Genomic DNA, 12501 nt, shown 5'->3' with positions numbered 1-12501 from the left:
GCTTAGTTCTGGAGCGCAGACTCGCCGCGCGGGTTCAGCGGCTGGGATGCGTTCGCCGGTGGTTGCGGCAGCTGCTGCGGTGCCGGCTGCATGGGCTGTGGCTGGCCCGGCACGCCGGGCTGCGGGGCATTCTGCGGAAGGGTCTGCTGCAGCGGCAGCGGGGCGGCAAGCGGACCGTTTGCACGCGGATCGACGAACGGCGTGGACGGGGCGTCGGCCGGCGGCAGCAACGGCGTGTTGGTATCACGCACCATGATGTTAGGCGAAACAAAGCCCTGCTGCTGCGCGCGCATATAGTCGTAGCGGTCCTGCGTCAGGCGGTCGGCGGCGCCGGCCGTGCGCATCACATAGGGGCGCAGGAACACCAGCAGGTTGGTCTTGGCGCGGTTCTTGTTCTCGTAGCGGAACAGGCCGCCGATCCATGGGATGTCGCCCAGCAGCGGCACCTTCTGCACGCCGTCGCCGTACGAGTCCTCGATCAGGCCGCCCAGCACGATGATCTGGCCGTCGTCGACCAGCACATTGGTCTCGATCGAGCGCACATTGGTGGTCGGGCCCTGGATCAGGTTGGCGGTCGCCTGCACCACGTTCGACGATTCCTGGAAGATCTGCATCTTCACCAGCCCGCCGTCGGTGATCTGCGGCTTCACCCGCAGCGTGATGCCCACGTCCTTGCGGTCGAAGGTCTGGAACGGCGTGACCGAGGCCGCGCCGCCGGTCTGGGCATAGGAGCCGGTGGTGATCGGGATGTTCTGGCCGATCAGGATCTTGGCTTCCTCGTTCTCCAGCGTGATCAGGTTCGGCGTGGACAGCAGGTTGACGCTGCCGTTGGAACCCAGCGCGCGCAACAGCGCGCCCAGCCCCATGGCCTTGTTGACGATGCCCAGGTTGAGGCCGCCGATGTCTTGCACCAGCCCCTGCGCCGCGGCGATGCCGGCGGTGCGGTTGCTGTCGGCCAGCGCCCCGGCCAGGGTCAGGTTCAGGATGTTCTGTCCGCCGGTGCCGAAGTTGGTGCCGGCAAAGACGTTGTTGTTGCCGCCCGGCGAGCTGATCAGGCCCTGCCACTGGATGCCAAGCTCGCTGGCCTGCGTGGAGGTCACCTCGACGATCATCGATTCGATGTAGACCTGCGCGCGGCGCGCGTCGAGGTCGTCGATGACGCCGCGCAGGTTGCGGTAGACCGGTTCGCTGGCGGTGATGATGAGCGAGTTGGTGGACGGGTCGGCCTGGATGATGCCGCCGGTGGTCGGCTGGGTGCTGGTGCCGAACGACGCGGCGAAGGCCGAGTTGCCATAGGCGCCGCCCGTGCCTCCGGACGCGCCGGTGCCGCCGCGCATGCCGGCCTGGGTGCCGGTGGCGCCGCCGGTGAACTGCCCGCCGGCAGGCGTCGAGACATTGGTCATGCCCGCCGCGCCGCCGATGCCGCCGGCCTGCCCGCCGGGCTGGGTGGCGCTGGCGAAGCTGCTGTCGGCTGCGACGATGGCGCGCAGCGTGGCCGCCAGCTTGACCGCATCGGCGTTCTTCAGCGGCACTACCCAGATATTGCCCGGGCGTGCATAGGGCTGGTCGAGCTTCTCGATCAGGTGGCGCGCCTGCTGCAGGCGCGCGCGGCTGGTGGCGCGGATCATCAGCGAATTGCTGCGCGGCTCCGCCACCACCGAGGTGCGCAGGCTGGCATCGGCTCCCGGTGCGCCGCCGCCGGCGGCGCCCGCGGCGGCGGGGTCGAGCAGCTTCTGCAGCACCGCCGCGGTATCGCTGGCCAGCGCGTGCTTGAGCGGCACCAGCTCGACCTCGCCCGAGGCCGGCGCATCGACCGCGGCGATGATGCGCGCCAGCCGGCGCAGGTTGTCGGCGTAGTCGGTGATGACCAGCGTGTTGTTGGCCGGGTAGGCGGTGATGGTGTTGTTGGGCGCGATCATCGGCCGCAGCACCGGCACCAGGTTGTTGGCCGATTCATAGTTCAGCCGGAATACCTGCGTCACCACCTGGTCGCCGCGGCTGGGGCTGGCGCCGATCACGGTGGGCGAGCCCTGCAGCTTGGCGTCGGCCTCGGGCACGACCTTGGTGAAGCCGTTGCTCTCGACCATGGCATAGCCCTGCATGCGCAGCACCGAACCCAGCGTCTGCAGCGCCTGCGCGCGCGAGACCGGCTGCTCGGTGACCAGGTTGACCGTGCCCTTCACGCGCGGGTCGATCACGAAGTTCTTGCCGGTGGCCTGGCCGACCGCCTTGATCACCGAATCCAGGTCGGCGTTGACGAAGTTCAGCACCACCTGGTCGCGGTTGGACGGCGTGATGTCGGGTGGCGCGGGCGGGGTGCCGGTGCGCGCGCCGGACTGGGCCCACAGCGGCGCGGGCGCCAGCAGCGAGAGCCCGCACAGCAGGGCCACGGCGCGGGCGCAGGCGGTATGGAAAACAGGTCGGATGGCGTGGGTTTTCATAGTCATTTCCGGGCGCTCCTGGATTGGCCTGGCATCAGAAGCGCAGCCTTGTCACATGGTTGTCTCGTCGTCCCAGCAGGCTCAGCAGGCTGGTCAGTTGGGTTGCCGCTTCGGGCTCGGCGTGCGCGGTGCCCTCGAAGCGCGCCTGCCGCCCCAGCGTGCCGCTGCCCTCCAGGTGCAGCGCCCCGGCGATGGTGCTCAGCTGCAGCTTGCCGCCGCCCTCGCCGGTCCAGTCGAGTTCGGCGCGGTAGCTGCCCAGCGGGCGCAGCCGGCTCACGGCCGACGACACCTGTTCGATGCGCAGCGTCATATGGCCGCTCATGCCCTGGCCCGAAAAGCGGCCCTGCAGCGTGGACCAGTCCACGCGCATCAGGCCGTCCGGGCGCAGCGTATTGAACGGCGCGCCGATGCCTTCGAGCAGCGCCGCGGGCAGCCGCATGGCGCCTGCCTGTGCGCTCCAGCCGCCGGGTGTCACGGTGATGGCGACCGGCGCGGCCATGGCCTCGGAGTGGCTCACCACCAGGCGCGCGCTGCCGCCCAGCAGCGGCCAGAACGCCAGCGTCCATTGCAGTCGGCCCGGCAGCACGGTCGCGGTCTGGCTGCCGGCGCCGGCCGACAGCGCCAGCGTGGCGCTGCCATGCCAGAGCGAGCCGCTGGCATCGGCCAGCAGTACCCGTCCCTGCGTCTGCGTGGCCACGCGCGCGGCGATCCATGCCGCCGGCAGCATCGCCACCACGGTCACCGCGGCGCTCGCCAGGCCAAGCCCCAGCCAGCGCAGGCGCCGCCCTGCGGCCGGCTGGCGCAGCTTGCGGCGCGGCAGGCGCAGCGTTTCCAGCCGTACCATCAGCTGCGGCCGCCCGGACCCTGCAGGGTCGCGCTGACGTTCACCAGCGCCGTGGCGCCAACATAGACGATACGGGCGTCGATCACCTTCATGCGCTGCTGCTGGCGCACGTCCTGCAGCCAGCCGCTGACCGCGCCGAACGGCACCTTGTCCAGCTGCACCTGCACGCTGTTGTCGGCGCCGGCGGCCAGCCGGGTCGCCTTCAGGCCGTGCTGGCCCAGGCTGTCCTGCAGCGCCTGCGTGAGCGCGTCGCCGCGCAGCGCCGGCGCCGGCGTGGCCTTCAGGCCGCGGGCTTCCTGCGCCAGGGATTCCATTTCGGCCAGGTCGGCGCGCAGCTTGGGCAGGTTGCGCGCCAGGCGCTCGCGGCCGTCGGCGGCCGGTTCCCACAGCACCAGGTAGCCGATCACCAGCGCCAGCAGGGCGCCGCCGCCGGCCAGGATGGCCTGTTCGCGCGGGTTGCGCGCCGACCAGAAGGCGTTGAAGCGCTCCTGCCACGCCTGCGGCACGGACGGGCGCAGCCGCGCCAGGCGCGTGCGCAGCGCAGAGGTCGCGCCTGGCCGGCTGGCGCGTGGCGTCTGGCTTCGGGCTGTGTCTTTCATCGGATTCATGCTTGCTGGTGGGCCCGCTTACAGGCCGGGCCTGACGGTCCAGCGCGAGCCGGGCGTCACCGGGGTGCCTGCGCTGCTGCTGGTACTGCCAGCGGCACCTCCGGCCTTGTCTTCTTCCATCTGCAGCCCGGCCTGGCGCGCGGCGCTGCGCAGTCCGGCCGTGTCCGTGCCCGGCTTGAGCGTCACCACCAGCATGCGGCCGCGGTACTCCAGCGCCTGCAGCGCGTCGGGCGGCAGCCTGCGCGCGGCCTGGGCAAAGCGGTCGGCCAGCGGCAGGAAGTCTTCCGGCGTGCTGCGGCCGCTGGCGGTGCGCAGCTGCTCGACCTGCCGCCGCATCTGCAGCGGCGCGTCGAGCACGGTCTGGATCTGCGGGAAGGCGCCGCGCAGCGCCTGCAGCTGCGCGGCTTCCAGCCGCTGCTGCTCGCGCCGCAACAGCAGCCAGTGCGTGTTCATGCCAATGACCTGCACCAGCACGATGCCCGCCAGCAATGCCAGCGGCACGCGCCATGCCACCAGGTTCCAGCGGTCGGCCCGGCCCTGCGCGAATTCAAACTGCGCCAGGTCCAGCGCCGGCTCGCGCAGGCATTCCTGCGCGCCTTCGATCCACAGCTGCCAGCTGGCGCGGGCTGCCTGGCGCAGGTCGGGCACCGGCGCCGCGGCGGCAGCGTCGGCATCGGCATACCAGGTGCCGGCGGGTGCAAGCGCCTGCCACGCGGCCAGGGCATCGTCGCCCAGCAGCAACCCGTAGCCGGCGTGTGCGCCGGTGCGTACGGTCAGTTGCCACTGGCGCGCGGCGTCGGAGCCGGTGCCGGGCAGCTCGCCGCCTAACTCATCGCCCAACTCGCCGCTCCGGGCGAGGGCGCTGGCGGCGGCTTCGACCACCAGCGCGGCCGCCGGCGGCGGCGCGTCGGCGCTCGCCAGTGACGGCTCGGTGCCGGCTTCAGCGGCGGAAGCCAGCGGCACGCACAGCTGCGCGGCCAGCACATGGCGGCGCCGGTGGCGGTGTTCGGCAAAGGCGTCGAGCACGGCGCGCAGCCAGGCGCGGTCGGCCACCATCAGCAGCCGCTGGCGCGGTCCGCGCGCGGCGCTGCCGTCGAGGGCAGGGCCCACGCCGATATGGCACGGCTGCGCCTCGGTCGCGAGCGCGTCCTCGACCAGGTTGGGCAGCGCCTGTTTCAAACGGGCGGGCGGCAGCGGCGGCACGCTGGCGGTGGTCAGCAGTACGTCGCTGGCGGCGAGGATCAGCACCAGGCGCTCGGCCGCGGGCAGGTCAGCGATGCGGGCGTGGCCTTCGCGCAACACTTCCGGCGTCGCACGGGCCTGGCCACGCCGCGCCGTATCGGCCGTGGCAGTGCGCACCAGCGCGAACGGCAGGGTGCCGAACTGCCACGGTTGCGGCTGGTCATGCGGCCGGTGTGGCAGGCGGACGTACAGGGTGGTGCTCAAGGTTTCCTTGCTTTGGCGTCAATGGAACGGCTCGGGCAGGCGCATGGCCGGTTGGGATGCGCCCTGGATCGCCCCGGAGTCGGAAACATGCCGGGGTGCGGGGACGCCGGCGGGCGGCCAGGAAGGCCGGACGGCGGCGGGTAGGCTGGTGCCACGCTCGCGCCAGCGCCGCAGCATACCTTGCCTGTGTGACTAAACCGCGTCAATACCATTCTCCCCGGTTGCCCGCGCGTGCAAATTCGGCCTGTCGCCTGGCCTGGTGGGCGCCGCCTAGCGCAGGTCCGGCAGCCGGTCCGCATCCTGGATCCAGACCACGCGGGTGGTGTTGGCCGTACCCAGCGGCTCGCCGCGGAAGACCAGCGACACCTGCAGCCGGGTGGCGCGCTCGTGCCGCACCAGTCCATAGACCAGGAAGTAGTGCGTGCGCACGTCGAGCAGGTTGCCGAGGTTGGCGGCATCCGCCTGCGGTGCCACCGCGGCCAGCTGGGTCTGCAGGTTGCCCAGGTTGTTGAAGTGGGCGCGGTCGCGCTGGCGCACCAGTTCGCGCGCGCGCTCCAGCGGCAGCTTGTTGATGACCGCGGCCAGCACCTCGGCCTCGGCGGTGTTGGCGTTGACCGGCGTGCGCTCGGGCAGCACGGTGACAAAGGGCTCCAGCACCGCCACCATCTCCGGCGTGTAGCCGGGCAGCGCCATCAGCCCCTGCACGCTGTCCAGCGGGCGCGGCGCCGGCTGCCCGCTGGCATTGCCGCCCTGCGCGGCCTGCAGCATGTAGCGCGCCGTGGTCTCGGCCAGCTCCGGGTTCAGGCCGACCGTCTGCAGCAGGCGGCGGTATGCGGCCAGCGCCGCCGGGTCGACCGAGGCCGCGCGGCCTGGCTGGCCGTCTGCGCCGCCAGTGGCGGTCCATATCACCAGGTTGGCCAGGTTCAGGCGCGCCTGCGCATCCAGGATGCGGCCCGACAGGAACGAGGTCTCGCCCGCGACGTCGGTGCGCAGTGCCGCGCCGAGGAAGTCCGACAGCCGTGTCTCGGCGATCGGCACCGCCCACGGCTCGCCCAGTTCGTCGACGTTGGTGCGGCGCTGGTCGTCGCGCAGGATCAGCCGCGCCCAGTCCACGGCGGCGCGCTCGATCCAGGTGGCCTGGGCCAGCAGCCGCTGGTTCTCGATGGCGCGGATCTGCACCTGCTGGCGCCACAGCATGCCGGACACCACCACCACGGCCAGCGTCACGATCAGCAGCGCGGTGACCACGGCCGCGCCGCGCGAGCGGCGGCGCAACTGCGCCAGGCGAGGCGGGCGGCTGGCTTGCCTCATAGCCCGGTCATGCAGATCTTCTGGAACTGCCGCGGCGCATCGCCGTCACCCATGCGGGCGAAGATGGTCAGTTCCACCGCGCGCACCGCGGTGTTGGGCAGCGCGGCGCCGGGCGCGGAGGCGGCCACGGCGCTGGCGGCGTTGCCTGTGAACAGCACGTTGCGGATGCGCCCGCTGTCGGCCTGCCAGCCGGCGGGCTCCACCCATGCGCGCGTGCTGATGCCGTCCACGTCGGCCAGCACGCGCCGCACCTGCGCGGTGTTGCTGCCGCCCTGGCGCAGCGCCAGCAGGGCCGACTGCAGGCCGGCGCGGCTGTTCACCGGCGGCGCGGCCACGCGCACCAGGGTATTGCCGTCGAGCTGGTACGACAGCGCCTGCCAGGTCGGCGGCTGGCCTTCGTCGCGGCGGTCGCGCACCAGCAGCAGCCGGTTCTGGCCGATCTCGACCGGGCTGGCCTGCAGCAGCGTGGGGTTGGCCAGGTGCTCGCAATCGGCCTGGAGCTGGCCGTAGAGCACCTTCAGCGCGTCCAGGCGCGCATCGTGGTCGGTGAGGCGCTCGCGGCTGCGCGTCAGGCTGTCCAGCGCGCGCCAGCCGATCACCGCCATCACCGCCAGCAGCGTGATGGCGACCAGCATCTCCAGCAGCGTGAAGCCGCCGGGCTGGCGCTGGCGGCGGCGCTCAGAGCACGTTGCGGGTTTCATTGGGGACTATGGTGACCAGCCATGCCAGGCGTACGGACTTGTCCGTGGCGGACGGGTAGACCGCGATCTCGACGCGGCGGAAAACGGGATTGGGCGTGCCCGAGACGGCTTGCTCGCAATACAGCGGCGTGCCGCCCTGCGGGCAGGCATAGCCGCTGACGCCGGGCTCGGGCCAGGTCTTGGCCAGGCGCAGCGCGGCCAGGTGGTTCTCGGCGCTCCACTCGGCCAGCATGCGCGCCTGCAGCGACGCGCTGGCATCGACCATCGAGCCCATCGCGCGCATCGCCGCGGTCAGCGCGACCGCCAGGATGGTCAGCGCCACCAGCACTTCGATCAGCGTGAAGCCAGCATGGCGCCCGCGCCGGGCCGGCCGGGGCAAAGCGCGAGGGCAGGGTTTCATGGCGTGCTGGCGAAATAGCGGCCGCTGCCGTCGCCGGCAATGTCCACGCGGATATCGCCGCGCACCAGGATCAGCCGCTGCGGGGCATCGATCAGCTCGCGCCCGAAGATCAGCCGGGGCGGGCTGCTGGTGCCGGTGCTGCGGCCCCCTTCGGCGACGATGACCTGGTCCAGCGCCAGGCGCCAGTGGCCCGGGGCAAACACGTCGGTACGCATGGGGATCCAGCCGTTGGGGGTCGATTCCAGGAAGCGCCAGCCGCTGGCATCGCCCTCCCAGGCGAGCGGGCGGGCGCCAAGCTGCGCCTCCTCCTGCGCCAGCTCGAACAGCCGCGCGATGCGCTGGCCGTCGTCGAGCACGCGGCTCCGTTCATTGGGCGAGGCGTTGACCGCCACCAGCGAGATCACGATGCCGGCGATCACCATGACCACCAGCAGCTCGAGCAGCGTAAAGCCGCGGCGCCGGGGGCCGGGCGCGCGGCGGCGCGGCGCCGTGGTCATGGTTGCAGGGGGCGGCGGCGGGGCTGGGCTTATTCCCAGTTGCCGATGTCGGCGTCGTTGCCGTTGCCGCCGGCCTGGCCGTCGGCGCCGAAGCTGAACACGTCGATCTCGCCGCGCACGCCCGGGTTCAGGTACTGGTACGGATGGCCCCAGGGATCCTTGGGCAGCTTTTCCAGGTAGCCGCCGCCCTTCCAGTTGTTGGGCACGGGCTCGGTGGTGGGCTTGGCCACCAGCGCGGCCAGGCCCTGCTCGGTGGTGGGGTAGCGGCTGTTGTCCAGGCGATACAGCTTGAGCGCCTGCATGACCGACGAGATGTCCTGGCGCGCGGCCACGATGCGGGCCTCGTCCGGACGGCTCATGATCTTGGGCACCACCAGCGCCGCCAGCACGCCAAGGATCACGATCACGACCATGATCTCGATCAGGGTGAAGCCGCGCGCACGGCGGGCACGCACGGAACGGGCGGGGCTGGCAATCTGGGGAGTGAATCTGCGCATCGTCGGTGGACCTCTTGGCTTGAATGGCTGGGCCCGCACCGGTGAGGGGGCGTCGGGCCGGGTTCGCCAGTCAGTATAACCGGCGCCACATGACTGTTTTATGGGCGGCCCCTTCGGCACCTCGGCAAAGTCTGATCCGGATCACAGTTACTAAGAACTGGCATCCGGCAGTCAAATAACTTGCATCCTGGATGCATCTTTTTTAAGATGGCGTCACGATGCAACTGACCCGCTTTTCCGACTATGCGTTGCGCCTGCTGATGTACGTCGCCCGTGGCGACGGCAGCCGGCCGATCACCATTGCCGAGGTGGGGCAGCAGTTCGGCATCTCGCACAACCACCTCGTCAAGGTGGCGGCGCGGCTGTCGAAGCTGGGCTGGATCAGTGCCACGCGCGGCCGCCACGGCGGCCTGCAACTGGGCCCCGGCGCCGAGCGGCTGACCATCGGCACCATCCTGCGCGAGCTGGAAGGGCACAAGGCGGTGATCGACTGCGACAACCCGCCCTGTGCGCTGAACGGCAACTGCCGCCTGAAGCGCGCGCTGGACGTGGCCGAGCAAGCTTTCTACCTTGCCCTGGACGACCTCACGCTGGCCGATGTCACCGGCAGCCAGACGGCCGAGTCGATCATCCGCCTGCATCGCGATTTCCTGAACCGGCGTTCGGCCTGAGCGGATCCTGTCCGTGCGGGCCGGCGAGAGCCGGTTTTATTTTGAGCAAAAACATGCATTTAATTTGCATGATTTAAAACGGAGTGTTTCCTGATGCTGTCCGCCGCTTCCCGCCCCTATATCGATGCAAGCGTCCCCGTGCTGCGCGAGCACGGCCTGGCCATCACCACGCATTTCTACCGCGAGATGTTCGCGGACCGGCCCGAGCTGACGCAGATGTTCAACATGGGCAACCAGGCCAACGGCAGCCAGCAGCAGTCGCTGGCTTCGGCCGTGTTCGCCTATGCGGCCAATATCGATAACGCGGCGGCGCTGGGGCCGGTGCTCGAGCGCATCGTCCACAAGCATGCGGCCGTGGGCCTGACGCCTTCGCACTACCCGATCGTCGGCCGCCACCTGCTGGGCGCCATCTCCGCGGTGCTGGGCGAGGCCGCCACGCCGCCGCTGCTGGCCGCCTGGGACGAGGCCTACTGGTTGCTGGCCGGCGAGCTGATCGCCGCCGAGGCGCGCCTGTACCAGCGCACCGGCGTGGCCGCCGGCGAGCTGACGCCGGTGCGCGTGGTGCGGCGCGAGGCGCAGGGCGACCAGGTGGTGGCGCTGACGCTGGCTGCCGCTGACGGCCAGCCGCTGCGCGCGTTCCGCCCAGGCCAGTACATCAGCGTCGAGGCGCACCTGGACGACGGCCAGCGCCAGCTGCGCCAGTATTCGCTGTCTGCCGAAAGCGGGCTGCCGACCTGGCGCATCTCGGTCAAGCGCGAGGCCGGCGACCGCACCACCCCGGCCGGCGCGGTGTCCAACTGGCTGCACGCCAATGCCCAGGAGGGCACTGAACTCAAGGTGAGCGCGCCGTTCGGCGAGTTCACGCCGGCGCTGGACGGCCGCCGTCCGCTGGTGCTGCTGTCGGCCGGCATCGGCATCACGCCGATGCTGTCAGTGTTGCGCACGCTGGCCGCGCAAGGCTCGCAGCGCCAGGTGCTGTTTGCCCATGCCGCGCGCGACGGCCGCCACCACGCCCATCGCGTCGACCTGCAATGGGCGCGCGAGCGCCTGCCGCAGCTGGCCACGCACATCAGCTATGAAACCCCGCAAGCGGGCGACGTCGCCGGTCGCGACTACGACCACGCCGGCACCATGCCGGTGGCCGAACTGCTGCGCCAGCATGACCTGCAGCGCTTTGTCGACGGCAGCTTCTACCTGTGCGGACCGCTCGGCTTCATGCAGGCGCAGCGCCATGCGCTGGTCAGCGCAGGCGTGCCGGTGGCGCATATCGAGCGCGAGGTGTTCGGGCCGGACCTGCTCGACGACCTGCTCTAAGGGGCGGCGGCGCGGCACCGGCACGGCAGACAGTGTCATGGGGCTCTGGTACGCTTGGCGCGTCTGCGCTCACGCGCCATTGCCCGCCTTGTGGGTATCCAGGGTCCCGATCCCATGCAACTGTCCCTCCGGCCTTCGCTCCGCTTCGATGCCTCCGCGCCCTGGCTGCCGCGCCTGGCCAGCCTGGTGCTGTTTATCGCGCTGTGTGCGCTCGCCACCTACTGGGTGCTGACCTTCAGCGCGATGCGTACCATCCCGGTGCCGCAGAGCGCGCGCGTGGCCCAGACCGAGGCGGTCGAGACCGGCGCGGTCGCGACGCTGTTCGGCGGCTCGGCGCAGGGCGGCCCGCGCGACGTGCAGCTGATCGGCGTGGTGGCCGAGGTGGATGGCGGCGCGGGCGCGGCAATCGTGTCGATCGATGGCGGCCCGCCCAAGGCGGTGCGCGCCGGCGCCGAGCTGTCGCCGCAGATCCGGCTGGCGGAGATCCGCCAGCGTGCGGTGGTGATCGAGCGCAGCGGCGTGCGCCAGGAAATCGTGCTGCCGCTGCAGGCCGGTGCCACGCGCGGCGCACCGGCAGCGGCCGGTGCCTTGCCCACGCCGCCCGCCGGCGCCGCGGCACCGATGGCAACGCCGATGCCGCCCCCGGCACCGGTGGTGAGCCAGCCCGCCGCACCGGCCCAGCAGCCGCAAGGCCAGGCGCCAGCGCAGCAGGCCCAGCCCGCCCAACCGCAGCCGCAACCGGTCGATCCGCGCCAGTACCAGCCGGCGATGGCGCCGCAGGCGGCCGGCGAAGGCCAGCTGGCGCCGAAGGACTGATTCCGGGCGCGAAATATTCGCGCTTGCTTGCGTTCCCTTACGGCGCGCGGGCCTTTCTGTGAGCCCGGTAACATCGTATTAAAAGCGCCAACTTCCCCGCATCGTCTGCGTTCTAATCCGTACATGCCAAACGTGATGAAAAGGAGCAAGACATGCAACGCAATCACAAGCCGCAGATCCTGAAGCAGTTCCTGGCCGCATCGGCCGCCCTCCTGGTCGCCGGTGGCGCATTTGCCCAGGCCAGCGCCCCGGCACCATCCGCTGCGCCAGCCGGCAAGCCCGGCATGGGTCACCACCAGCACCACGGTGGCGGCATGTGGATGAAGGCAATCGATACCGACGGCGATGGCGCGATCTCCAAGGCGGAAGCCGACGCCTGGTTCAACAAGCTCGACACCAACCGCGACGGCAAGATCGACAAGGCCGAGATGGACGCGCACCGCAAGGCCACCATGGCCGAGCGCCATGCGCGCATGCAGGCAGCGTTCGACGAGAAGTTCAAGGCTGCCGACAAGAACGGCGACGGCGCGCTGACCAAGGCTGAGGCCAACGCCGGCCTGCCGCGCCTGGCCAAGCGCTTCGACCAGCTCGACGCCAACCGCGACGGCAAGCTGACCCGCGACGAAATCCGCGCCGGCATGGAAAAGATGCACCGCGACCATTCGCACCGCGGCGACCGCGGCCCGCGTGGCCAGGCGGCACCGGGCAGCCAGCCGGCGCCCGCGGCACCGGGCGCCCCGTCCACCAGCGGCGGCTGACCGGCCCAGGCAGGGCCGCGCCAGCGGACCTTGCCAGGCCTCACCAAGCGCGCGAGCCTTAGGGTTCGCGCGCTTTTTCTTTGCCTGTTCGCCTTGTGCGTGCACTGGGAAGAATCTGACCTCGCCCGCAAACGCCCGTAGAATGCCGCTTCCCTGTTTGCCGGGCTTGGCACCATCCTTGCCTGCTTCCGGCCGGC

Annotated in this window: 13 protein-coding genes; 4 read left to right on the top strand and 9 right to left on the bottom strand. The window is 71.0% G+C overall.

Annotated features, from left to right (window positions below; genetic code table 11):
* Nucleotides 1-2: 2 nt before the first annotated feature.
* From gspD to gspG, 9 genes are all read right to left on the bottom strand, one after another.
* The gene (gene gspD, locus AC3WQZ_RS19920; RefSeq protein WP_011616183.1) at nt 3-2441 is read right to left on the bottom strand and encodes a type II secretion system secretin GspD; all 2439 of its coding nucleotides are present in this window, start codon (nt 2439-2441) and stop codon (nt 3-5) included.
* Between the two features lie 34 nt (nt 2442-2475).
* On the bottom strand, nt 2476-3285 hold the full coding sequence (gene gspN, locus AC3WQZ_RS19915; protein WP_492301116.1) for a type II secretion system protein N: 810 nt from the start codon (nt 3283-3285) through the stop codon (nt 2476-2478).
* A complete protein-coding gene (locus AC3WQZ_RS19910; RefSeq protein WP_052181617.1) occupies nt 3285-3893 on the bottom strand; it encodes a type II secretion system protein M in 609 nt (202 codons plus the stop codon). The genes gspN and AC3WQZ_RS19910 overlap by 1 nt, the downstream gene beginning before the upstream one ends.
* A gap of 18 nt (nt 3894-3911) precedes the next feature.
* Complete coding sequence (gspL, locus tag AC3WQZ_RS19905; protein WP_011616181.1) at nt 3912-5339, bottom strand: type II secretion system protein GspL; 1428 nt, start codon at nt 5337-5339, stop codon at nt 3912-3914.
* A 270-nt stretch (nt 5340-5609) separates the two neighbouring features.
* Nucleotides 5610-6650 carry a type II secretion system minor pseudopilin GspK gene (gene gspK, locus AC3WQZ_RS19900; protein ID WP_058698119.1) on the bottom strand — a complete coding sequence of 347 codons (1041 nt, stop codon included), beginning with the start codon at nt 6648-6650 and terminating at the stop codon, nt 5610-5612.
* A complete protein-coding gene (locus AC3WQZ_RS19895) occupies nt 6647-7351 on the bottom strand; it encodes a PulJ/GspJ family protein (RefSeq protein WP_011616179.1) in 705 nt (234 codons plus the stop codon). Before AC3WQZ_RS19895 ends, gspK begins: the two co-directional genes overlap by 4 nt.
* A complete protein-coding gene (gene gspI / locus AC3WQZ_RS19890; protein ID WP_011616178.1) occupies nt 7329-7751 on the bottom strand; it encodes a type II secretion system minor pseudopilin GspI in 423 nt (140 codons plus the stop codon). Before gspI ends, AC3WQZ_RS19895 begins: the two co-directional genes overlap by 23 nt.
* On the bottom strand, nt 7748-8248 hold the full coding sequence (locus AC3WQZ_RS19885) for a GspH/FimT family pseudopilin (RefSeq protein ID WP_010813454.1): 501 nt from the start codon (nt 8246-8248) through the stop codon (nt 7748-7750). The genes gspI and AC3WQZ_RS19885 overlap by 4 nt, the downstream gene beginning before the upstream one ends.
* A gap of 29 nt (nt 8249-8277) precedes the next feature.
* Nucleotides 8278-8745, bottom strand: a complete 468-nt coding sequence (gene gspG / locus AC3WQZ_RS19880) for a type II secretion system major pseudopilin GspG (RefSeq protein ID WP_010813455.1) — start codon at nt 8743-8745, stop codon at nt 8278-8280.
* Nucleotides 8746-8963: 218 nt separating this feature from the next.
* Here gspG and AC3WQZ_RS19875 point away from each other — a divergent pair, with 218 nt between their 5' ends.
* The 4 genes from AC3WQZ_RS19875 (at nt 8964) to AC3WQZ_RS19860 (ending at nt 12304) form a co-directional block, all read left to right on the top strand.
* Nucleotides 8964-9416 carry an RrF2 family transcriptional regulator gene (locus AC3WQZ_RS19875; RefSeq protein WP_010813456.1) on the top strand — a complete coding sequence of 151 codons (453 nt, stop codon included), beginning with the start codon at nt 8964-8966 and terminating at the stop codon, nt 9414-9416.
* Nucleotides 9417-9509: 93 nt separating this feature from the next.
* Complete coding sequence (locus AC3WQZ_RS19870; RefSeq protein WP_492301114.1) at nt 9510-10730, top strand: globin domain-containing protein; 1221 nt, start codon at nt 9510-9512, stop codon at nt 10728-10730.
* A gap of 114 nt (nt 10731-10844) precedes the next feature.
* Nucleotides 10845-11546: a type II secretion system protein N gene (locus tag AC3WQZ_RS19865; protein WP_010813458.1), complete on the top strand. Its 702-nt coding sequence runs from the start codon at nt 10845-10847 to the stop codon at nt 11544-11546.
* A 152-nt stretch (nt 11547-11698) separates the two neighbouring features.
* Nucleotides 11699-12304: an EF-hand domain-containing protein gene (locus AC3WQZ_RS19860; protein ID WP_492298183.1), complete on the top strand. Its 606-nt coding sequence runs from the start codon at nt 11699-11701 to the stop codon at nt 12302-12304.
* Nucleotides 12305-12501: the final 197 nt, after the last annotated feature.

This window comes from Cupriavidus sp. FW305-26 (assembly GCF_058787975.1).
This window is presented reverse-complemented; position numbering and strand designations above follow the sequence as displayed.

Bases quoted from the DNA above. Each gene is read 5' to 3' on its own strand.
- gspD (WP_011616183.1), bottom strand. From the start codon at position 2,441: ATGAAAACCCACGCCATCCGACCTGTTTTCCATACCGCCTGCGCCCGC.
- gspN (WP_492301116.1), bottom strand. From the start codon at position 3,285: ATGGTACGGCTGGAAACGCTGCGCCTGCCGCGCCGCAAGCTGCGCCAG.
- AC3WQZ_RS19910 (WP_052181617.1), bottom strand. From the start codon at position 3,893: ATGAATCCGATGAAAGACACAGCCCGAAGCCAGACGCCACGCGCCAGC.
- gspK (WP_058698119.1), bottom strand. From the start codon at position 6,650: ATGAGGCAAGCCAGCCGCCCGCCTCGCCTGGCGCAGTTGCGCCGCCGC.
- AC3WQZ_RS19895 (WP_011616179.1), bottom strand. From the start codon at position 7,351: ATGAAACCCGCAACGTGCTCTGAGCGCCGCCGCCAGCGCCAGCCCGGC.
- gspI (WP_011616178.1), bottom strand. From the start codon at position 7,751: ATGAAACCCTGCCCTCGCGCTTTGCCCCGGCCGGCCCGGCGCGGGCGC.
- AC3WQZ_RS19885 (WP_010813454.1), bottom strand. From the start codon at position 8,248: ATGACCACGGCGCCGCGCCGCCGCGCGCCCGGCCCCCGGCGCCGCGGC.
- gspG (WP_010813455.1), bottom strand. From the start codon at position 8,745: ATGCGCAGATTCACTCCCCAGATTGCCAGCCCCGCCCGTTCCGTGCGT.
- AC3WQZ_RS19875 (WP_010813456.1), top strand. From the start codon at position 8,964: ATGCAACTGACCCGCTTTTCCGACTATGCGTTGCGCCTGCTGATGTAC.
- AC3WQZ_RS19870 (WP_492301114.1), top strand. From the start codon at position 9,510: ATGCTGTCCGCCGCTTCCCGCCCCTATATCGATGCAAGCGTCCCCGTG.
- AC3WQZ_RS19865 (WP_010813458.1), top strand. From the start codon at position 10,845: ATGCAACTGTCCCTCCGGCCTTCGCTCCGCTTCGATGCCTCCGCGCCC.
- AC3WQZ_RS19860 (WP_492298183.1), top strand. From the start codon at position 11,699: ATGCAACGCAATCACAAGCCGCAGATCCTGAAGCAGTTCCTGGCCGCA.